The organism is Novosphingobium silvae (assembly GCF_009856825.1).
Taxonomy (GTDB): Bacteria; Pseudomonadota; Alphaproteobacteria; order Sphingomonadales; family Sphingomonadaceae; genus Novosphingobium; species Novosphingobium silvae.
The window spans coordinates 327165-345934 of sequence record NZ_WVTD01000002.1 but is presented as its reverse complement, the minus strand read 5'-3'; the positions used below and the strand labels follow the sequence as shown (position 1 = coordinate 345934).

Sequence of the window (18770 nt, the reverse complement as noted above, 5' to 3'; positions counted from 1 at the left end):
CCAGGCGCTGCGTGCGCTTCGTTGTGGGCCTCTAGCGCCTCGAAGTACCCGGACAGGCTAAGCCGCTCCCAATTGAGGTGCATGCCGCCGCAGTTGGCGATCAGCTGTCCTTTTCGGAGGGGCTGGGGCTTCCTGTCTCGTCCGCGTCCGGCGCTTTTTTTTTGAGGTCGATGCCGACGATCGCAGCATGCAAGATCGACCAGGCGACGTGCAGGCCTTCCGTGAGCGGACGCGCCGGGAACGTGTAGGTATCGACGAGATCGCGCGCCCGGTTGGGGCCTACCTCGATCTCAGAACCATCAACCAGCGCCGAGCCGCCGCCGATCAGGCCGAGGCGGATCGTCTCACGGATATCGGTTACCATGGCAGTGCTGCCGCCCATGTAGATAGGCGCTTCGCCAGCCATGCCTAGCCCGGCGCCCATTGCGTCATACATGGCGAACACCGACTTGCCGCCGCATTTGCGCTCCAGCTCGACCACATGGGGAAGGGCGAGCCAGAACCGATAGCGCCCGTCGGCGAAATCCAGATCGACGGCGGTGTCAGGCATCAGGGCGCGGCGGTCCAGAGCAGATCGCCTTCACCCTCGATGGTGATGTCGGCGGTGCCGGCGTCGTCGCTTCCCTGCGCGAACGCTTGGTTGCGGGTCGTCATCATGCCGGTGCCCGCATAGCTGCCCATGAGCTCGCCCGCATCCGTGTCATCATCGCGGTAGAGCTCGATGACGTAGTCTTTCTTCACGCCGAAGGCTTCGGAATAGGCCGCCTCGATGTCGGTATTGTCCTCGCCGTTGCCGCTCACGTTCCAGGACTGGCCGTTGTTGCGGATCTTGCGCGTGCCGGGACGGTTCGGCTTGGCGCAGTCGCGGCGGTAGCGTTCGCCCATGTTGACGCTGCGGTTGATCGTGACGCTCTGGATCCCGCAGAGCAGGGTCAGGACGACAGGCGGTCCGTCCGCAGTCTTGATCTTCAGAAGGGCGAAGTCGGCGCTATTCGGCTCGGACACAAGGCATCTCCAGCATGGTTTGCGGGAGAATAGATTTCGTCAGTCGTCAGCCTTACCGCCGTCGATGGCGTGGAACCGTGCTCGGGCGCGATCCGCAAGCCACTCCGATTGTTCCGGCGCGTTGGCCTCGACGATCAGGCAGCGCATTGCGTGGGCAGCCTCTATGTCCCCATCGCGCTCCAGGCGGTCGGCGGCATCCTGTATATCGTCAGGGTCGACCGCCTCGGTTCGGATCATCTGTGTCAGAAAGGCGCGCAACATGCGCTCGGCAAGGGGCTGGTCCATCCCGGCCGGTGTATCAGCCCTGGAAGGCCCTTGCACGAACAAAGGCGATGCCGTGGTAGGCGTCGGATTCCCCGCCATCCTTCATGAGCCGCGAAGACGTGACCGCGAACTTGTAGCGCCGCCCGGCAACCGTGAAGGCATGGTTGTGGATCGCTTCGACGACGGCCGTGTTGATCTTCCCAGCGTGATCGCGGGCGGTCTCGATCATGGCGCCAGCGCTGTTCTTCCGGGCCTTAGCGAACGAGTGCAGCTGGAACGTCACGTCCGATCGCGCGGAACAGCCCCGTCCCGACGGGATTGCCTGGGTGCCTTCCAGCGTGATGAAGGGCCAGATCGTGTAGCCGTCAACATCAACGCCGGCAGTGCCGGGCTGGGGGTCGATCGATGTCTTCGCAATGATCGCGGCAAGCGGTGCATCGGCTTTCAGGCACACGATGCAGGCGCGTTCGGTTGCACGAAGAATGTCATTCGCCATCAGCCTTGGCCTTCCTCGGCTTCGGGGACACCTTGAGCGCTCCGGCCTTCTTGGCTGCGGTCGCAAGCTCATTACTGACCTCGAACTCGCCCGGCGGGTAGATAGCGGTGCGTAGGGCGTCCTGCTGGTGGCGATACTCGCGGGTGAAGATGACGGTCTGCATCAGGTGTCTCCGGACTTGCTGCGCTTCACAGCGCGATCGACAGCTTTGCGGACAAGCTGGGTGACCTCGTTTCGTTTGGCGTCCCGGGCCGGGGCCATGTAGGGACGGGCGGCCATCTTCGACGTGCCCACTTCTAGCGGAAGCGCGTGTGCCGAGTTGCTGCTCACCTCTACGACCAAGGGCGCGACCTGCTTGGTTTCGATCTTGCCCGCGAGGTCACCAGTGTCATTGTTCGGCGGCTGCCCTGGCGCAGAAGGCTTGTGGTTTTTGCCTGACACCGCCCCGGCAGTGATGCTGATCTGCGCCTCTACCTGTATTGCCTCCCCGGCCACGAACAGCGCCTTGCCAACTTCGCGGATCATCGTTTCGCCGGTCAGCTTCTTCAGCCGGTTCGCATGTGCCTTCGCGCCTATCAGCCGAGACTTAGGCACGACGCCCAACCCCGACCCATCCGGCCGCCACGGGATCGCGCTCCAAGCTGCTCACGCTCCACATGCCAGCGAACGGCCCTGCCAGCACCTCGACCTCCGCATCGGTTCCCAGCGGGCCGGTGAACGTGGCGGCAAGGACGACGAAGCGCACATCCGTGTCACGACATGCGCGCCAAGCCCCTGTTGCCACGGAACACCGGGGATAGGGGCAGTCCGGTTCTTAGCCTTACTCAGGAAGTCGCCCTGCAGCGGATAGTCCGCCAGTGCATGGGCAGCCAGCAGGGCGATTAGCATCATCATCGGCGTCATTCCTCGGTGACCTTCCGCTTCCAGTCGAGGTCCAGCGGCTCGAACAGTTCCGGGCCAAATTCCAGCGCGCCGGTGAACGGCCTCACTGCCGTCAGGTCCATGTCTGTCGGCACCTCGAATGAGATGGTGACGTGAGGGTGGTACTCGTCGAAGTCGTGCGATCCACCTGCCTCGACCATGTCACGGTGGCGGCTCTGCAGATCCCACGATGGGAACAGCAGCACGACGGCGTTTTCGCCAAGGCGCTCGACCGCGCGCGGGCCGCCGGGCTTGATGCGCACGTTGCCGTTTTCGTCCTCGCCCCATGCCTGGCCCATTTTCATGGGGTCCACGGGCTGGCGGGAATAGAGCACCGTGACGTGCAGATCGTCGGCGGCAAGCGTGGACGTGAAGCCCTCTTTCTTGGCCCAACCAATGATGTCGGTGCCGTTCAACAGCTTGCGCTGGACGTACAGCGGGCGAGGCTGGGCATCGGCGAAGAATACCGCGGCGTCGTTAGCGGCACGGCGGGCCGGGGGTTGAGCCCGGCCACCGGCAGATGCAGGATCACCTCCTTCCGGTACGATTGCGCTGGGGTCGTCGTCGTCGTTGTCCGCTGGCGGCTTGGGCTGCAGCCCGAAGCGCTCATCCTCGGATATCTTGGACAGGGCATCGGCAAGGCCGGGCATGTAGCCGCGTTCCTCGATGAGGTTCTGCACGGCGCGGGCCATCGCCTCGTCTGGCACCATGCCCGATGCGATGAGCGCGGTGATCGCCTCCATGACGATCTTGAACGTCTCCGCCTCTTCCTTCTCTGTCGGCTTGCGGAGCGGGGCCCATGGGCGGCATCAGTTCCGCCTGTCCGATGACGGCGCGCATCTGCTTGCTGTTGTCGCAGTTGGTCCAGAGCACTCCCAGATCGGCATCGCGCAGGTGGACGTGCTCGATGTTGAAGAGCGGGCTGGCCTCGTCGAGGAACGTGGCGCGGATCCATTCCAGCAGGTCAGGCGCGGGGACGAACCGGTCCTGCATTTCCAGATCGGACAGCGTCGCCAGGTCTTCGGGGGGATAGGGACGTGTCATCGGCCCGCCTCCTCCTTGAGGTAGCGCTTCCGGATCTCGGCCATCCGCTTGCGGCCTATGACCTTCGACCACGCAAGCACCGTCGACTTGCCCCAGATGTTCTCCACCCGGCGCCAGCCATGCTGCTTGAACTTCTCGAGGAACTCCGGCGGGATCGGTTTTGGCGCGGAGGTGGGCAGCAGCTTACGCGTCATGGTGGACCTCGTCCTCGTCGATGATGCCCTCGAAGCGGACCGCCTTCACAAGCTCAGCGAAGTCGGCCCGGGCCTCGGGGGTGGCGCGGTTCCATGCGCGCACGATGTGGGTGCACAGGGTGCTGTCCGTGTCCTCGTCATCGAAGCGCTGGCCGGTGCTGTAGCGGTGCTGGGTCACTACCTCCCGGCATTCGTTGACGGACAGGTGCTCGCGGGCGGCGCGCTTCAGCAGCGGCAGGGCCTCATCCTTGGGGAGGCTGGCGACCGCGGCGTGGTGCTCTACGGACAGGGTGCTGTCGCGCAGGGCTGGCGGGAATACCGTCGCGGCCTTGAGAGCATCCTTCAGGCGCTTGGGGGCGAGGCCCAGGTTCTCGGACAGGAAGTCGAACTTGGCCTGGCTGAGGTGGCCGGCTTCCTTACGGCCACTTTCTCGGCCTTGAGATAGTCGAGCAGCTTCATGTGCCCTGATATGCCCAATATGGGCACATTCAGCAAGCGGAAAATGTGCCCAACTGGTCCACTATCCCGTTATGCCCTTTCTGGGCACATAGGCGGCATGGCAGCGAACAACATTGCGGCATTCCGAAAGCAGCGGGGGCTATCTCAGACGGAGCTCGCCGAGCGGGTAGGAACGACGCTCAACATGCTAGGGAAGCTGGAGCGTGGCGATCGGTCGCTCGATCAGGCATGGCTCGATAAAATCGGCAGCGCTTTGGGCGTGGCGCCGCACGAGCTCATTGCGCCGGATATCACCGAAAAGAAGCTTGCTCCCGTCGCCGTGATTACCCCTGCGGCGGAAGACGTCGTCTACATCCAAAAGCTGGATCTCTCCCTCTCGATGGGACCAGGCACCCATATCGAGGATTGGGTAGAAGCCGAACCTGTGCCGTTCGGCCTCGACTTCATCCGGACGGTGACCCGCACCTCATCGGATCGCCTCAAGCTCGTGACCGGCATCGGCGACAGCATGTACCCGACCCTGAACTGGGGTGATGTGATCCTGATCGATACGACAGAGCGCCAACTGGCGCGCCAGGATGCCGTCTACTGGATCGACCTATATGGTGCTGCCGGGCTCAAGCGCCTGCGCACAGTTGGGCCGGGCCGGGTGCTTGTCGTGTCTGACAATCCAAACGTGCCGGATCAAGAAGTGGATGCCGCTGATCTCCGCATACAGGGCAGGGCTATCTGGTTGGCAAGGGGGATCTGAGCTGGATGAAAGTTCGACACCTTTTGGCGATACCGAAAGTCCAGACAACTGACACGCTGTGGCGCATGGACGACTTACCGCCACGATTTTTCCCTGTGTTCCCGAAGACTCGCCCAATGCGGGCGGGATGGCAGTGGAGATCGGCGCGCGCAGAAGGCGCAGGTTGTGAGTTTGTGATGACGTCGCTTGTAAATATAGCGCGCGGCGATCTTAAATCGACGCTCATGGTCGGGGCGACGGGCGGTTACTCGGTCGTTGCGCGCTATGAATTCCACTCTAGTCACCCAGGCCTTCACTCGCATGCGCACTGCGACCGATCAGGCATTGAGCTGGGGGCAACCGGCATGGGCGATTTAGCCCGGGTGCCTAAGGCAGATGGATTCCACCGCCATACCGCGGCAATATCCCACTCGACTTTTTGGGAAGAATCTCGCAGGTTCTTCCGTGTGAAGGACGACCTCGGCCCCCTGTTCAAATCATGAGCATTCAGCTCGAAAGTGCGCTTTGCTCGGCGTTTTGTGGTGGGCTAGAGGTTCATCCAATTTCGACCGGTTATGCTGTGTCGACAGCTTTTCGGGACAACTCAGGGGATCGGATTTCCTTCTACATCGAGAAGTCGGCCGACGGCTTTGATCTGGTCGATGGCGGCGACTTTCTGCCGGACTTGATCGCTAGGGACATCCACATCGAAGCTGGAATGCGAGGTGATCTTCTTACGGCGATCCTCGCCGAGGGGCTCGCATATTGGGATCGAGATACGTTCGAAATTCGTTCGGACGCGATCGCAGAGAGGGACTTGTCGCAACGCTCAATAGGCTTTCTTTCAGCTTTGATCCGTGTTCGCGACCTCGCGCTCATCACGCGCGAGAGGGTGAAGTCTGCGTTCCGTGAGGATTTTCTGCGAGAAATCGGAAAGCGGTATGGCGATCAGCTGGAAGTCGAGGAAAATGTTGCGCCAGCAAATGACTTGGCCGAGTTCCCCGCCGACGTGGTTCTCCGCTCGAAGACGGGGGGACGGCCTGGTGCAGTGTATCTCATCAACAGCAGCGACAAGTTGAACGAGGCGCTCTTGGCGTGGCAAGAGCTCGAACATGTTGATGCGAATGTCGCCATGGTAGCCGTTATCGAAGACAGCCAATTTCACAACATTAGTCGCAAACGGTTTCAGCGGGCTCAGAACCGTCGGCTGCCGATGCCAATTTTTCGCGGCGATGAAGCACAGACCATTTCTTTCATTGTGAAGGAGATGAAAGCGGAGGTTGCGTAGTTGCGCCTTCAAGCGCTTTCGCTCGCCATTGTCGGCGCCGATTACCCCAACAAAGGCAAGATGCCTGGCCGCCGTTTCGAGATCGCCCTTTGCGCGCCGGGCGATCCGCTGGAGCTACGGCCAGAGCCTGAGAACCCGGCCGACGAACACGCGATTGCGGTCTACTCTGAGCGTGGCGTCCAGATCGGCTACGTCTCATCACAACGCGCGGTTCGCATCGCTCAGCTGATCCGGCAGGGCCACTCTCCGATCGCCATCTTCCAAGAGGTTGCGCCCTATGGGGCAGTGGCCCGCGTGTCGTTTGATGGTGAAGCTCCGACGCTTCCCGAAACGGATCGGACGCGCGACCTAGATTCGTTCGATGACTTTGATCAGTCCCCGAGGTGGGACGATGCGGACGATTGGCCCGCCTGAATTATGTGCCCAAACAGGGCATATTTTTAGCATTGACATATGCCCAAATAGGGCACATTAAATCTCCATCAGCCCGACAGTGAGCCGCAAGCGCAGACCTGCCGGGACCTTCGTTGGAGATCACGATGCCCCGCATCATCCTTCAGACCCGTTTCACAGACGATACCGTCCAGCATGAGTACGACTGCGGCGATCTTGATCTGAACGCCGCCCTCGGATGGGCCGTTCGCAACTGGCACCCCGCACAGGGCCCCGCATCGACGGCGGCGAGGGGTTCTACCTCAACCATCGCCTGCTGGTTTCGATCGACGGCGCTGAGTTCGTGCCGGTCGCGGCTGCAATGGCCCGCGCCTATACTCCGGTCGGTCTAGCAGCATGATCGCGCCGATGACCCGCCCCGTTCGCCTTGATCCCGAGGCTATCCGCTTCGGTAAAGTGCGCGGCCTCCTCGAATGCCTCGTAGACGCTGTTCGTCAGCCGGAGGGCACCCCGGCGCGTGAGGAGTACATAGAGTTTCTCCTGCGCAAGACGGATGTCGTTCTCGCCGAGATCGACGGGGTTCGCGCCGGGAGCATCGCGGCATGATCCGCCTTCGGCTCACCAGCGGTCACCATCTGGCCTTCGACAATATGGTCGACCTGCTCGACTTCATCGTGGAGCGCATGCTCCGGGCAGGTGAACTGTGATGCCCCGCTGGATCAACCACACCCGGACCGCCCAGCGCGCGCTCTGGCACGGCAAGATCAAGCCGATGCTCGAGGACGATGCCACCTGGCAGCCGACCTACAACATGCTGGTCGCGGCAGTGCTTGCTGTCTGGGCCACGGCATTCCTGATCGGCCTTGCTGCTTGGGCTCAGATCGCCTTTCCCGCTGACCATGTCCCAACCGTCGCACCCACCAGCACGTCCCCCGCTGGTCCGACGTCCTCCAACGCTCTCGGCACGGGTGCTGCCGAGGCTACGGGAGATCGCCCGTGAACGCTCAGTCCAAGATCGAAGCGGCTGCCATCCCCGCCGTCTACACTGCCATCAGCGCCGTCATGGAGCACATGGCCAAGGAGGGCATTGGCAAGGACCGCCGGAATACCCAGCAGGGCTACAACTTCCGCGGCATCGACGACGTCTACAACACGCTCTGTGGCGTCCTGGCGGCGAACAAGCTGATGATGCTGCCGTTCGTCGTCGAGAAGGAACGCGAAGAGCGTCAGACCCAGAAGGGTGGCGTCCTCAACTACACCATCCTGACCGTGGATTTCAAACTGGTCTGCGCGCTGGACGGCTCGTCTGACACTGTGCGCATGATCGGCGAGGCCATGGATAGCGCCGACAAGAGCAGCAACAAGGCTCAGTCGGCGGCCATGAAGTATGCCGCGCTGCAGGTCTTCATGATCCCGACCGAAGGGGACAATGACGCCGACGCGACGACGCATGACGTGGCCCCCCGCCAGCAGCAGCGCGAAAGCCAGACGAACCAGCGTGACGAACCACGCATGATTGCCCGTGCGCAGTGGACCAAGCTGACCGAGCTTCTGAAAGCAACAAGTTCGACTGCCGATCCGATCCTCAAGCACTTCAAGGTGAAGGATCTGCGCCAGCTGACCGACGTGCAGGCGATCAAGGCGATCAACCAGCTGGAAGACAAGCTGGCTGACCTCGCCAAGTCCGAGACCAACCGCGCCGCCGATCCCGCGCCCGCCAACGGGCCTGACGACATCGGCGAAGACAGCATTCCATACTGATGGAGGTGATAGTGATCACTCCTCTTCTTGAATTTGAGCAATGGCGCTCAGTGCCGGGTTTTGAAGGTCGATACGAAGCATCAAACTTTGGTCGTGTGCGAAGCCTGCGAAATGCCGGACATGGATACGACTACCTTCGCTCTGAACCTCGCATTCTGAAGGATAAGGCGAACCATCGGGGTTATCGGGTCGTGACCCTTGGCGGTGGCGAAACACCGATAGGTGTTCATCGTGTCGTTTGCCTTACTTTTCATGGTGAACCGCCCAGCTCTGACCATACTGCGGCACACCGCGATGGGCACAAACCAAACTGCCGCGCTGACAATCTGCGCTGGGCTACTTGGGTAGAGCAAGCCGCTGACAGGCGCCTCCACGGCACTCTTGCTCGTGGTGAGCGCATCGCACGCTCGAAATTGTCTCGACAACAGATCGACGAGATCAGGGCGAAAGCACCTTTCAAAAAGCAGGCCGATCTCGCCGCCGAATACGGCGTTGGCCAGCCCCACATCAGTTCAATCATCCGCGGAGCAGTCTGGTCATGATTACGCACTACGAATCCTCGTCTCGCGGCAAGGTTGAAATCGCCGCGATGCCGCTATCGTTTGCAAAGAATTCGCTGAATAAGCTGCTCCGCACCGAGCCGGAGCGCAAAGCCGAGATCGACGCGCTGCAGGCGCATGTCGATAAGCTCGCTGCAGAATCGGAAGCGAAGGCGCTGTCCGGCGAGGGCGATGCGAACCCGCGCGCAGTGATCGGCGGCAACCACCCGCCCGAGCCAACCCCGGACGTTGCGGTGGCCAAGCCCTCCGGACGCGACGCCATCGACACCCACGTTTCTGACCTTCTCACCGAAGCGTCGAACTGGGCCGATGGCGTTGCGATCGAGAACGAAGGGCAGGCCGCTGCCGTCGGTACGCTTCACCGCAACATGCAGACCGCCGTCACCCTCGTGAAGGACAACGCCACTGCCGAAAAGAAGCCCCACAACGAGGCGATCTCGGAAATCCAGGCGTGGCAGAACGGCTATGTCGCCAGCGGCCTCAAGGGCACGCCGGACGGCAAACTGACCAAGGCCATCGCCGCGACCGGTCGCCTGTCCGCTGCCTGGCTGCAGAAGGCCGAAGACGAACGCAAGGCCCGCGAGAAGGAAGCCGCCGACGCCGCGCTTGCCGCCGCACAGGAGGCCATGGCCCTGCGCGCCGAGGCCAAGGAAACGACCGACCTTGCCGTCATGGACAAGGCCGAGGATGCGCTTGCCGACGCAAAGGCCCTGCTGCGCACTGCCGAGACGGCGGCCAAGCAGAAGGTTCGCGTCGATACCGGGGAGGGCCAGCGCGCCGTCACCCTGCGGACCATCTACCACGCCGATCTGATCGACGCCCCGGACAGCTGGGCGCGCGCCTACGGCCACTACAAGACGAACCCCGAGTTCATGGCCGAATTCCATGGCCTGATCCAGCGCTGGGCGACCCGCGATGCTCGCATCGAGGCGACTCGCGTCCGCGGCATTCCTGGCTTCCACATTCGCGAAGAGAAGGTCGTCTGACATGACGGATATCAAGTTTGCCCGTAACTATGGGCTCGCCCCGGCTGCGCCGTTCTGGCTTGTCTGGAATGAAGACGGCTTCATGCCCCGCTTCAAGCATCCGAACCTGTCGTCGGCGGAAGCCGAGGCCGCGCGCCTCGCTTCCGAGAACCCCGGCACCGCGTTCCATGTGCTTGGCGTGCTCTCGACCATCGCCACCAGCGCCGAGATCGTCGGAACCCGCTTCGATCCGATGCGTGATCCCCCGGTGCCTGTCGGCGAAATTGCCGCCCCGCCGCCGCCTGTGGAGGCCTTCCCGGTCCCGGCGTTTCTCGCCGAAGATGACGGGCAGCCGTTCTAATGGCCAGCGTCAACAAGGTGATCCTCGTCGGCAACCTAGGCGCCGACCCGGAAGTGAAGAGCTTCCAGAACGGCGGCCAGATCGCCACGCTGCGCATGGCCACCAGCGAAAGCTGGAAGGACCGCGCCACAGGCGAGCGCAAGGAGCGTACCGAGTGGCATTCGGTCGTGCTGCAGGGCGAAGGCCTCGCCAACGTGGCGGAGCGCTTCCTGCGCAAGGGCAGCAAGGTCTACATCGAGGGCCAGCTTCGCACCCGCAAATGGCAGGATCAGAACGGCAACGACCGGTACAGCACCGAGGTCGTGGTTGCGGGCATGGCCGGCAAGCTTGTCATGCTCGACGGCGCGAACAGCGACGGTGGCCAGCGCGGCGGGGACCGTGGCGACTGGGGTGGCGGCCAGCAGCGCGGCCGGTCGAACGATCGCGGCGGGCAGGGCGGTGGACGCTGGGCCGATGGCGGCACCGGTGACCGAAACGTCTACGACGACAGTCGTGGTGGCTGGCAGGACAACAGCAACGGTGGCGGCGGTGGAGGTTCCGGCAGCAGCTGGGACGACCTCGACGATTCGATCCCGTTTTGAGGGCGCGCACCATGGCTCTTCCCCGACGCATCCCCAAGCAGCGCAACCGTTCCGACCGTTGGCGCTCTCAGGCCCACTGCACCTTCGTGCGCTCGCACCACTGTAGCGTACCGGGTTGCGACAACATGCCGATCGAGGTCGCGCATGTCCGCTCCGGGTCCGACGCCGGGATGGGCCGCAAGCCGTCCGATTGGTTCACGATCAGCCTGTGTCGGGATCATCACTCTGAGCAGCACAACGTTGGCGAGGCGTCCTTTGCTGAGCGTCACGGCATCGACCTCCATGCCCTTGCGGCGGAGTTTGCTGCCGAAAGCCCGAAGGCCGCAGAGATCCGCCTTGAACAGAAGGAACGGCGCCATGGCTAAGCAAGGCGGACAGACCATCACGCTCGCCAATCGTTCGGTGCGCGAACTGGCTCATCGACTTATCGAGGCCGCGCCCACCGGTGCCGTGGTCAACATCAAGGAAGCGGCCCGCACCAGCGACCAAAACGCGAAGATGTGGGCAATGTTGTCCGACATCGCCCGCGCGAAGCCGATGGGGCGGGTGCTCTCCACTGAAGTCTGGAAGGCGCTCTTCATGAATGCCGCCGGGTTCACCTGCACCTTCGAGCCGACCCTCGACGGGCGGGGCGTGATCCCCCTCGGCTTCAAGTCGAGCCGCCTGAGCAAATCCGAATTCTCCGATCTCATTGAGTGCATGCACGCCTTCGCGGCGGAGCACGACATCACCTTCACCGATCCTGTCGAACGAAAGGCAGCCTGATCATGGAAAAGATCACTCACGACGAGTTCCGGGCCCGCCTGTCAGCGCAGGGCATGGAGCGCGAGCATTCCGCATTCATCTGTCCCATGTGCGGCACCGTGCAGTCCATGGCGTTGCTGCGCAGCGCTGGCGTCCCGGAAGACAAGCTCGATACGCAGATCGGATTTTCCTGCGTCGGCCGCTGGAACAACGCGGGGCCGGCGACGCGCGAGGGCAAGCCAGCGAATGCCGACAAGCCGGGTTGCGATTGGACGCTGGGCGGTCTGTTCCGGTTGCACCAGCTGGAGGTCGAGCATGCAGGCAAAAGCCACCCGATGTTCGTCATCGCCAGCAAGGAGCAGGCGGAAGCACTGCGGGCGCAGGTGTCCGCATGACCTGGTCCCCGCAACAGGACGCGGCCATCCGCGACGTTGCCGCCTGGATCAAGGATCCGTCCGGCAAGCAGACCTTCAGGCTGTTCGGCTTTGCCGGTACCGGCAAGACGACGCTGGCAAGGGAGCTGGCGTCAAAGGTGAAAGGCAAGGTGCTCTACGCCACCTTCACCGGAAAGGCTGCGCTTGTCCTGCGCAAGAAGGGCTGCAAGGACGCCTCCACGATCCACTCGCTGATCTATAAGGTGGAGATCGACGAGGCGACCGGGGCAGCCGAGTTCAAGCTGAACGATGAGAGCGACCTGGCCGACGCCGCGCTGCTGATCGTGGACGAGGTGTCCATGGTCGGCGAAGATCTGGCCCGCGATCTGCTCAGCTTCGGCAAGCGCATCCTCGTCCTGGGTGATCCCGCGCAGCTGCCGCCGGTGAAAGGCGAGGGCTTCTTCATCAACGGCGAGCCCGACGTCATGCTGACCGAGGTTCACCGGCAGGCGCAGGACAATCCGATCATCCGCATGTCGATGGACATTCGACAGGGCAAGCCGCTGCAGGTCGGCGCGCACGGCAGCAGCCTGGTTACGCGCAGCGCCACGCTCGGCCGGGACCGCCTCGGCGAGCTCGTGCTTGGTGCCGACCAGCTGCTCTGCGGCCTCAACCGCACCCGCGTGTCCTACAACCAGCGCATCCGGGCCATGAAGGGGCTGCAGGGCGTGGCGAAGCCATGGCACCCCACCGTCGGCGATCGGCTCATCTGCCTGCGCAATGACAAGGAAAAGCACATCTTCAACGGCGGCCTGTGGGACGCGCAGAAGATCGAAGAGCTCGGTGACGGCAAGCTGGCGATCCAGGTGGCATCGCTCGACGAGAAGCGCGACCCAATCAAGGTCGATGTGTTCGAGCACTTCTTCAACGGTACTGAGCAGACCATCGACTGGCGCACCCGGCGCGGCACGCAAGAGTTTACCTTCGGGTGGGCGATCACGTGTCACAAATCGCAGGGCTCCCAGTGGGACAACGTGATCATCTTCGATGAGAGCGGTTCGTTCCGGGATGCGAAGCGCAACTGGCTCTACACGGCGGTCACGCGCGCCGCCGAGCAGGTCACGGTGATCGTATGACGCCCGGAGAACTGCTCGAACTGGCCCGCGCCGCGCGCATGGTGCCCATCACTGCCGAAGATCGGGAAGAGTTCGGCAGAGCCCTGGTCCTGCAAGGATACACGCCAGAGCCCGCCGCCCGCATGGCCGTTGGCGAAATCCTCGACAACGACGGGGCGCTGCAAATGCTCGCCCGACACCGCATCCGCTACAGCCAAGAGGCCAAGGCCCATGTCTGACAACCCGCACCAGTGCTTCACCGTTGAAACGACGGCATACCTGCGCAACCTGAGCGCGGAAGATCGCCGCGAGGAATGCTACGCGATCTACTACCAGGACGCCCCCGAGAATCTGGGCGACGGTACCACACGCATTCACATGAGCGCGCCGGTTCTGATCGTCTCGTTTTGGATGGGCGAGCAAAAGGCTATCGCCGAATGCGTGTCGGGCATCTTGAACGCCCATTGGGATGAGAATGCCAGCTTGGCAGCCAGCGCCGCGGCCCTCCGCGACGCCGGTCTACTCGCCCCTGCTGACTACCACCGCACCATCAACCGCATTGAGGCCCGTGAGCGCCTCTGCCGCCTCAAGGAGATCGTGGCATAATGGGCCTCATCATCGACAACTTCGCAGGCGGCGGTGGCGCCAGCACCGGCATTGAGGCCGCGCTGGGCCGCGCCGTCGACATCGCCATCAACCACGACGAGGAGGCGATCCGGATGCACGAGGCTAACCACCCCGGCACCGTGCACATCCGCAACAACATCTGGCAGATCGATCCGAAGGAAGTCACCGGCGGAAAGCCCGTCGACCTCGCGTGGTTCTCGCCCGACTGCAAGCATTTCAGCAAGGCCAAGGGCGGCAAGCCCCGCGAGAAGTCGATCCGCGACCTCGCATGGGTGGTGGTGCTCTGGGCGCAGCGCGTCCGCCCGTCGCTTATCCTGCTCGAGAACGTCGAGGAGTTTCGCACTTGGGGCCCGCTCTGCGACAATGGCTTCCCGATCAAGGAGCGCGCGGGCGAGACGTTCGACAAGTGGCAGCGCGAGCTGCGGAAGGCCGGATACAAGATCCAGTGGAAGGAACTGCGCGCCTGCGACTACGGCGCGCCGACGATCCGCAAGCGCTTCTTCATGATCGCCCGCTGTGACGGCAAGCCCATCGTCTGGCCGGAGCCGACCCACGGCAAGCCGGGCTCGCCCGAGGTTCTAAGCGGGAAGCGCAAGCCGTGGCGCACGGCAGCCGAGATCATCGACTGGTCTATCCCGTGCCCGTCGATCTTCGACCGCAAGAAGCCGCTGGCAGAGAAGACCCTGCGCCGCATCGCGCACGGCATCATGAAGTTCGTCGTCAACAACCCGGCGCCGTTCATTGTGCCGGCCGTGATCGTCGGGTGTGGCGGCCGCCGCGGTCAATCGGCGCCGGTGGGGATGGATCAGCCTTATCCGACCACCACAGCAAAGGCTGATGCATGCCTGGTCATGCCACACATCACCAAGTTCCGATCCGGCGCGATCGGCCACGAAGCGACCGAGCCGCTCCACACTGTCACCGCGAACAGCTTCGTGAAGCGCCCGGGCGGCAGCGCGCCGTTGGGCGTGGTCGAAGTCGCGGCTGCACCGTTCTCCACCTATGCCCAGCAAGGCGGGGCGAACCGCTCGGTCGAGGATCCGCTGCACACCGTCACGGCTTCGAACAAGGATCAGAACTGCGTCGCGGCGGCGCACCTGGTGCACGTTGGCAATGGGGAACGCCAGGGGCAGGCTCCGCGCGCGATGGACGTGCAGGCACCGCTTGGCACCGTAGTGGCGGGTGGGATCAAGCACCATGCCGTCACCGCCTTCATGCAGAAGTTCGCGCAGAATGGGCAGGGCATCGACCCGTCGGAGCCGCTGCATACCGTCATGGCCGGTGCGCCGCGACACGCAGTCGTCTGCGCGCACCTCGAGCAGGCGAACGGCGGGCCGAACAACGACAACCTTGCTGGTCGCGCCGCCGATGCGCCGCCCTCGACCGTAGCCACCAGCGGGAGCCAGCAGCGCCTCGTCACCTCGAACCTGATCAAGCTGCGAGGCACCAGCGACGCGCATATCGAGAGCAGCGCGAGCGGTGTTGACGAACCCGTCGACACCATCAGCGCAGGCGGCACCCACATGGGCGAGATCAGGGCTTTCCTGATCAAGTACTACGGCAACGAGGAGGACGGGCACGGCCTGGGCAACCCGCTCGGCACCGTGACCGTGCAGGACCGGTTCGGCCTCGTCACAGTGATGATCGAGGGCGAGGAATACGTCATCGTCGATATCGGGATGCGGATGCTGTCGCCGCGCGAGCTGTTCAACGCGCAAGGCTTCCCAGCCGATTACCAGATCGAGTTCGACGCCCACGGCAAGCCGATCACGAAGACGGCGCAGGTCGCCAAGTGCGGCAACAGCGTCTGCCCGCCGCTCTCCGAAGCGCTGGTACGCGCCAATATGGCCGACGAGATCGCGCAGCGGGAGGCCCAGGCCGCATGATTTCGGAGCACCCCTCGAACCCAGGAGGCCGCCATGTAACCGGCAGCGCGTCGCGCGCACTCGAAAGCCAATCCGAAGCGGGACGGCGTCATGCCGGAACAGCAGGGAGGGGCGGCCGCTCCTCGCGTCGTCCCGTATTCAGAAAAGGCGTGCGGCACGGTGGAAACCGATGCAGCACGCCCGTCGTAGGAAGTGTATCAGTTCGTCGCGTCCTCTGCGGCGCCCTCGGCGGCGTCGCCCACCGACTTTGCGGCGTTGCCGATATCATTGGCCGCGCCGGCAACCGCGTTATCTTTGGCGACTTCGCTGTTCGAACCGCGGCTCAGGAAGTAAACACCTGCAATCACGACAATCAGCAGGGCTATCGCGGCGATGATGACGCCGCTCGAGCTACGACGGCCTTCAACTACGGTAGTGTTGCGTTCGACGACCATTTTGTGAACATCCTTATGGTTGTGACCGGAGACGACAACACGGCTCCCCATAGCTGGTTGCCCAGACAGAAAGCCTCAAAGCGGCGGTATCCACGCCCGCAGCCGGGAACGCCGTTGGCGTTTGCAGCTGGCTCATGAGCGCAATCTGGCCCTTCGGCACCATGCGTCCCATGTCCTACGGCGCCCTTCTGGTCGACCCGCCGTGGCGGTTCGCCAACTACTCGGCCAAGGGCGAGACGAAGAACCCCTCGGCCCACTACAGCTGCATGTCGCTCGAAGACATCGCGGCGCTCCCGGTCGCGCATCTCGCCGCGCCGGACTGCGCGCTGTTCATGTGGGCCACGGCTCCGTTGCTCCCGCAGGGCTGCGATCTGATGCAGGCGTGGGGCTTCACCTTCAAGTCGGCCGCTGCCTGGGCGAAGCAGTCCAGCACGGGCCAAGCATGGGCGTTCGGCACAGGCTACGTCTTCCGCAGCGCCGCCGAGTTCATCCTGGTCGGCACGATCGGCAAGCCCAAGGTCCGGTCGCGATCCATCCGCAACCTGATCGTCGCGCCGGTCCGCGAGCACAGTCGCAAGCCCGAGGCGCAGTACGAGATGGTCGAGGCGCTCTACGCCGGACCCTACGCTGAGATTTTCAGCCGCAATACGCGCCCGGGCTGGGATGCTTGGGGCGATGAAGCCGGCAAGTTTGATGAGGACGCAGCATGACCGCCCCGGCACGCATCACTCAGGCCGACGTCGAGCGCGCTACCAAGTCGGTGAAGGCGGCCGGCTTCGAGCGCGCGCGGATCGTCATGGATTTGGTGAATGGCCGCATAGAGATCATCCTCGGCGAATCGGGCGAGCCGCCCAAGGTCAGCCGCGGTGGTTGGGAAGAAGAGTGATGGTCCGCAAGCGAACAGGGACGAACCGGTTTCTGCCGAAGCACGTCAGCAAGTTCGAGAGCCAGCATGGCACGGTCCGCTACCGTTTCCGGAAGGCGGGCCTGCCAAGCGGCTATTTCACAGCCAAGCTCGGATCTGAGGAATTCCGGGCCGAGTATCAGGCCTTCCTCAACCCGGCAGATCTGCCGAAGCCGGAACCGGTGATCCGCGCCGCCAAGGGCACGATCGACGAATTGCTCGACCGATACATGAGCGTCCCGGAGCGCCTGGGCCCCACCAAGATCACCCAGGACAAGATTCGCGCCGTGCTGGAAGACTTTCGCCGTGGCGATACCGCAAAGGGACGAGGGTGGAGGATGGTCGCGCCAACGACGTTCGAGGACATCGACAAGATCGTGGCGAAGAAGCTCGTGAAGACCGGAACCGGCAACAAGACCAAGGGCGGGGTCCACGCAGCCCGCAAGCTGCGCAAGGAGCTGGTGCGGCTATTCGACTTCGCTGAGAAATCGGGGATGATCGCGCGCAACCCGGCGAGGCTGTCGGAGAAGGTGAAGGCGCCGGCCGCTGCGAAGTCGCATGGCTTCCATACGTGGACCGAGGAAGAGATCGAGCGGTACCGCGCCTACCACGAACTGGGCACCAGGGCGCGACTCGCGATGGAGTTGGCACTGTGGACCGACCAGCGCCGATCCGACGTCGTCAGCATGGGCCGCGCCCAGATCCAGAACGGGCGCCTGCCGGTGACGCAGGAGAAGACTGGCGAGGTCCTCTGGCTTCCCGTCGCGCCGCAGCTGCTCGAGGCCATCGTGGCGATGAAGCCGGGTGATACCAGCCCGTTCTGCTTCCTCATTACCGAGCGGGGCCGCCCGTTCAAAAATGCGGCCAGCTTCGGTACCTGGTTCAAAAAGCAGTGCGTTGCCTCCGGCCTGCCTCACTGCACGATGCACGGCCTGCGCAAGGCGACGCTACGCCGCATGGCCGAGTTGCGCATGACCAATAAGGACATGAAATCCGTCAGCGGTCAGCGGAGCGACAAGACGCTCGCCAAGTACATCGAGATGGCCAATCAGAAGCGCTTGGCGGATGCCGCGATGAAGCAGCTTTCGGCTTGGGAAACGTCGGTGAGGACTGATGCCAGCGGCTTGAAGGACGCCGTGAATGACTAAGCGACTACCGAAATACGTGACGCGGTTCGTGAGCCAGCATGGTTCGGTACGCTACAGGTTCCGGCGGAAGGGCCACCCCTCGTACTACTTCGTCAGCAGGTACGGCTCGAAGGGCTTCCGTCAGGAGTATGAAGCCTGTCTAGCTGGCGAGCCACAGGTCAAAACCGAGCGAAGATCGTTTAGGACCAAGAAGCCGCTCACCTCAGCGAGCGAAGGGCGGGTTTACTTCATCGGGAGCCGAACGGGGCCGATCAAAATTGGCTACTCCAAGAATCCGGCGTCTCGTCTACGCGAGCTTCGAATTGGCTCTCATGTCGAGCTGAACGTGCTGGCTTCGCGACCTGGAACGCTTGCTGACGAATGGGCCCTTCATGAGCGATTTTCGCATCTGCGTCTGAGAGGCGAATGGTTCGACAGGGCGCCAGAGCTGATGGCTGAAATCCGCTCGTCGCAAAAATAGTTTGTCTCCGCCGCCGCTGGGCCGGAGACATTCGATACCCCGAAGGGATTGATTAT

At 63.3% G+C, this 18770-nt stretch carries 33 protein-coding genes and 1 pseudogene; 23 read left to right on the top strand and 11 right to left on the bottom strand.

Features of this window, described 5'->3' with window-relative positions:
* Positions 1-100: 100 nt before the first annotated feature.
* The 10 genes and pseudogenes from GR702_RS04675 to GR702_RS04635 all read right to left on the bottom strand — a co-directional run bounded on the left by GR702_RS04675 (position 101) and on the right by GR702_RS04635 (position 3924).
* On the bottom strand, positions 101-550 hold the full coding sequence (locus GR702_RS04675; protein ID WP_160984796.1) for a GTA-gp10 family protein: 450 nt from the start codon (positions 548-550) through the stop codon (positions 101-103).
* Entirely contained in the window at positions 550-1005 is a 456-nt protein-coding gene (locus GR702_RS04670) for a hypothetical protein (protein ID WP_160984795.1), read from the bottom strand. The genes GR702_RS04675 and GR702_RS04670 overlap by 1 nt, the downstream gene beginning before the upstream one ends.
* Positions 1006-1044: 39 nt before the next feature.
* Positions 1045-1290 carry a hypothetical protein gene (locus GR702_RS04665; RefSeq protein ID WP_160984794.1) on the bottom strand — a complete coding sequence of 82 codons (246 nt, stop codon included), beginning with the start codon at positions 1288-1290 and terminating at the stop codon, positions 1045-1047.
* Positions 1291-1303: 13 nt separating this feature from the next.
* Positions 1304-1765, bottom strand: coding sequence for a tail completion protein gp17 (gp17, locus tag GR702_RS04660; RefSeq protein WP_160984793.1), 462 nt, complete (start codon positions 1763-1765; stop codon positions 1304-1306).
* Positions 1755-1928 carry a hypothetical protein gene (locus GR702_RS04655; RefSeq protein WP_160984792.1) on the bottom strand — a complete coding sequence of 58 codons (174 nt, stop codon included), beginning with the start codon at positions 1926-1928 and terminating at the stop codon, positions 1755-1757. The genes gp17 and GR702_RS04655 overlap by 11 nt, the downstream gene beginning before the upstream one ends.
* Positions 1928-2359, bottom strand: coding sequence for an HK97-gp10 family putative phage morphogenesis protein (locus GR702_RS04650; RefSeq protein ID WP_337192521.1), 432 nt, complete (start codon positions 2357-2359; stop codon positions 1928-1930). The genes GR702_RS04655 and GR702_RS04650 overlap by 1 nt, the downstream gene beginning before the upstream one ends.
* Positions 2352-2510: a hypothetical protein gene (locus GR702_RS22025; protein ID WP_202408045.1), complete on the bottom strand. Its 159-nt coding sequence runs from the start codon at positions 2508-2510 to the stop codon at positions 2352-2354. Before GR702_RS22025 ends, GR702_RS04650 begins: the two co-directional genes overlap by 8 nt.
* A gap of 154 nt (positions 2511-2664) precedes the next feature.
* Positions 2665-3429: a hypothetical protein gene (locus GR702_RS04645; RefSeq protein ID WP_160984791.1), complete on the bottom strand. Its 765-nt coding sequence runs from the start codon at positions 3427-3429 to the stop codon at positions 2665-2667.
* 121 nt (positions 3430-3550) lie between these two features.
* Positions 3551-3679 (bottom strand): annotated as a pseudogene (locus GR702_RS22645) (putative metallopeptidase); the annotation flags it as partial.
* A 47-nt stretch (positions 3680-3726) separates the two neighbouring features.
* Positions 3727-3924, bottom strand: coding sequence for a hypothetical protein (locus tag GR702_RS04635; RefSeq protein WP_160984789.1), 198 nt, complete (start codon positions 3922-3924; stop codon positions 3727-3729).
* Between GR702_RS04635 and GR702_RS04630 the strand changes: the two genes are divergently transcribed.
* The 19 genes from GR702_RS04630 (at position 3923) to GR702_RS04540 (ending at position 15768) form a co-directional block, all read left to right on the top strand.
* Positions 3923-4369 carry a hypothetical protein gene (locus GR702_RS04630; RefSeq protein ID WP_160984788.1) on the top strand — a complete coding sequence of 149 codons (447 nt, stop codon included), beginning with the start codon at positions 3923-3925 and terminating at the stop codon, positions 4367-4369. The two genes, GR702_RS04635 and GR702_RS04630, sit on opposite strands and share 2 nt — an antisense overlap.
* Before the next feature lie 111 nt (positions 4370-4480).
* Complete coding sequence (locus GR702_RS04625; RefSeq protein WP_160984787.1) at positions 4481-5134, top strand: XRE family transcriptional regulator; 654 nt, start codon at positions 4481-4483, stop codon at positions 5132-5134.
* A gap of 478 nt (positions 5135-5612) precedes the next feature.
* Positions 5613-6401: a DUF1828 domain-containing protein gene (locus tag GR702_RS04620; protein ID WP_160984786.1), complete on the top strand. Its 789-nt coding sequence runs from the start codon at positions 5613-5615 to the stop codon at positions 6399-6401.
* On the top strand, positions 6402-6815 hold the full coding sequence (locus GR702_RS04615) for an HIRAN domain-containing protein (protein ID WP_160984785.1): 414 nt from the start codon (positions 6402-6404) through the stop codon (positions 6813-6815).
* A gap of 217 nt (positions 6816-7032) precedes the next feature.
* Entirely contained in the window at positions 7033-7194 is a 162-nt protein-coding gene (locus tag GR702_RS04610; RefSeq protein WP_160984784.1) for a hypothetical protein, read from the top strand.
* An 8-nt stretch (positions 7195-7202) separates the two neighbouring features.
* Positions 7203-7400, top strand: a complete 198-nt coding sequence (locus tag GR702_RS04605) for a hypothetical protein (RefSeq protein WP_160984783.1) — start codon at positions 7203-7205, stop codon at positions 7398-7400.
* Positions 7401-7500: 100 nt separating this feature from the next.
* On the top strand, positions 7501-7794 hold the full coding sequence (locus GR702_RS04600; RefSeq protein WP_160984782.1) for a hypothetical protein: 294 nt from the start codon (positions 7501-7503) through the stop codon (positions 7792-7794).
* Positions 7791-8555, top strand: coding sequence for an ERF family protein (locus GR702_RS04595; RefSeq protein WP_160984781.1), 765 nt, complete (start codon positions 7791-7793; stop codon positions 8553-8555). The genes GR702_RS04600 and GR702_RS04595 overlap by 4 nt, the downstream gene beginning before the upstream one ends.
* A gap of 11 nt (positions 8556-8566) precedes the next feature.
* Positions 8567-9097, top strand: coding sequence for an NUMOD4 domain-containing protein (locus GR702_RS04590; protein WP_160984780.1), 531 nt, complete (start codon positions 8567-8569; stop codon positions 9095-9097).
* On the top strand, positions 9094-10101 hold the full coding sequence (locus GR702_RS04585; RefSeq protein WP_160984779.1) for a hypothetical protein: 1008 nt from the start codon (positions 9094-9096) through the stop codon (positions 10099-10101). The genes GR702_RS04590 and GR702_RS04585 overlap by 4 nt, the downstream gene beginning before the upstream one ends.
* A gap of 1 nt (position 10102) precedes the next feature.
* Entirely contained in the window at positions 10103-10441 is a 339-nt protein-coding gene (locus GR702_RS04580) for a hypothetical protein (RefSeq protein ID WP_160984778.1), read from the top strand.
* Positions 10441-11022, top strand: a complete 582-nt coding sequence (gene ssb / locus GR702_RS04575; RefSeq protein ID WP_160984777.1) for a single-stranded DNA-binding protein — start codon at positions 10441-10443, stop codon at positions 11020-11022. The genes GR702_RS04580 and ssb overlap by 1 nt, the downstream gene beginning before the upstream one ends.
* A gap of 11 nt (positions 11023-11033) precedes the next feature.
* Positions 11034-11387 carry a DUF968 domain-containing protein gene (locus GR702_RS04570; protein ID WP_160984776.1) on the top strand — a complete coding sequence of 118 codons (354 nt, stop codon included), beginning with the start codon at positions 11034-11036 and terminating at the stop codon, positions 11385-11387.
* Complete coding sequence (locus tag GR702_RS04565; RefSeq protein WP_160984775.1) at positions 11380-11787, top strand: recombination protein NinB; 408 nt, start codon at positions 11380-11382, stop codon at positions 11785-11787. The genes GR702_RS04570 and GR702_RS04565 overlap by 8 nt, the downstream gene beginning before the upstream one ends.
* A 2-nt stretch (positions 11788-11789) precedes the next feature.
* Positions 11790-12161 (top strand): VVA0879 family protein, encoded by a 372-nt coding sequence (locus tag GR702_RS04560; protein WP_160984774.1) that lies wholly within the window; start codon positions 11790-11792, stop codon positions 12159-12161.
* On the top strand, positions 12158-13276 hold the full coding sequence (locus GR702_RS04555; protein WP_160984773.1) for an ATP-dependent DNA helicase: 1119 nt from the start codon (positions 12158-12160) through the stop codon (positions 13274-13276). The genes GR702_RS04560 and GR702_RS04555 overlap by 4 nt, the downstream gene beginning before the upstream one ends.
* On the top strand, positions 13273-13494 hold the full coding sequence (locus GR702_RS04550; protein WP_160984772.1) for a hypothetical protein: 222 nt from the start codon (positions 13273-13275) through the stop codon (positions 13492-13494). The genes GR702_RS04555 and GR702_RS04550 overlap by 4 nt, the downstream gene beginning before the upstream one ends.
* Positions 13487-13861, top strand: coding sequence for a hypothetical protein (locus tag GR702_RS04545; protein WP_160984771.1), 375 nt, complete (start codon positions 13487-13489; stop codon positions 13859-13861). The genes GR702_RS04550 and GR702_RS04545 overlap by 8 nt, the downstream gene beginning before the upstream one ends.
* Entirely contained in the window at positions 13861-15768 is a 1908-nt protein-coding gene (locus GR702_RS04540) for a DNA cytosine methyltransferase (protein WP_202408044.1), read from the top strand. Before GR702_RS04545 ends, GR702_RS04540 begins: the two co-directional genes overlap by 1 nt.
* A gap of 197 nt (positions 15769-15965) precedes the next feature.
* Here GR702_RS04540 and GR702_RS04535 read toward each other — a convergent pair whose 3' ends face one another.
* Positions 15966-16202, bottom strand: coding sequence for a hypothetical protein (locus GR702_RS04535; RefSeq protein ID WP_160984770.1), 237 nt, complete (start codon positions 16200-16202; stop codon positions 15966-15968).
* A 134-nt stretch (positions 16203-16336) separates the two neighbouring features.
* Here GR702_RS04535 and GR702_RS04530 point away from each other — a divergent pair, with 134 nt between their 5' ends.
* From GR702_RS04530 to GR702_RS22755, 4 genes are read left to right on the top strand one after another with little or no spacing between them, the layout of a single operon-like run.
* Entirely contained in the window at positions 16337-16912 is a 576-nt protein-coding gene (locus GR702_RS04530; protein WP_160984769.1) for an MT-A70 family methyltransferase, read from the top strand.
* Positions 16909-17088, top strand: coding sequence for a hypothetical protein (locus GR702_RS04525; protein ID WP_160984768.1), 180 nt, complete (start codon positions 16909-16911; stop codon positions 17086-17088). Before GR702_RS04530 ends, GR702_RS04525 begins: the two co-directional genes overlap by 4 nt.
* Positions 17088-18254: a tyrosine-type recombinase/integrase gene (locus tag GR702_RS04520; RefSeq protein WP_160984767.1), complete on the top strand. Its 1167-nt coding sequence runs from the start codon at positions 17088-17090 to the stop codon at positions 18252-18254. The genes GR702_RS04525 and GR702_RS04520 overlap by 1 nt, the downstream gene beginning before the upstream one ends.
* Positions 18247-18714, top strand: a complete 468-nt coding sequence (locus GR702_RS22755; RefSeq protein ID WP_160984766.1) for a GIY-YIG nuclease family protein — start codon at positions 18247-18249, stop codon at positions 18712-18714. Before GR702_RS04520 ends, GR702_RS22755 begins: the two co-directional genes overlap by 8 nt.
* The last annotated feature ends 56 nt before the right edge of the window (positions 18715-18770 follow it).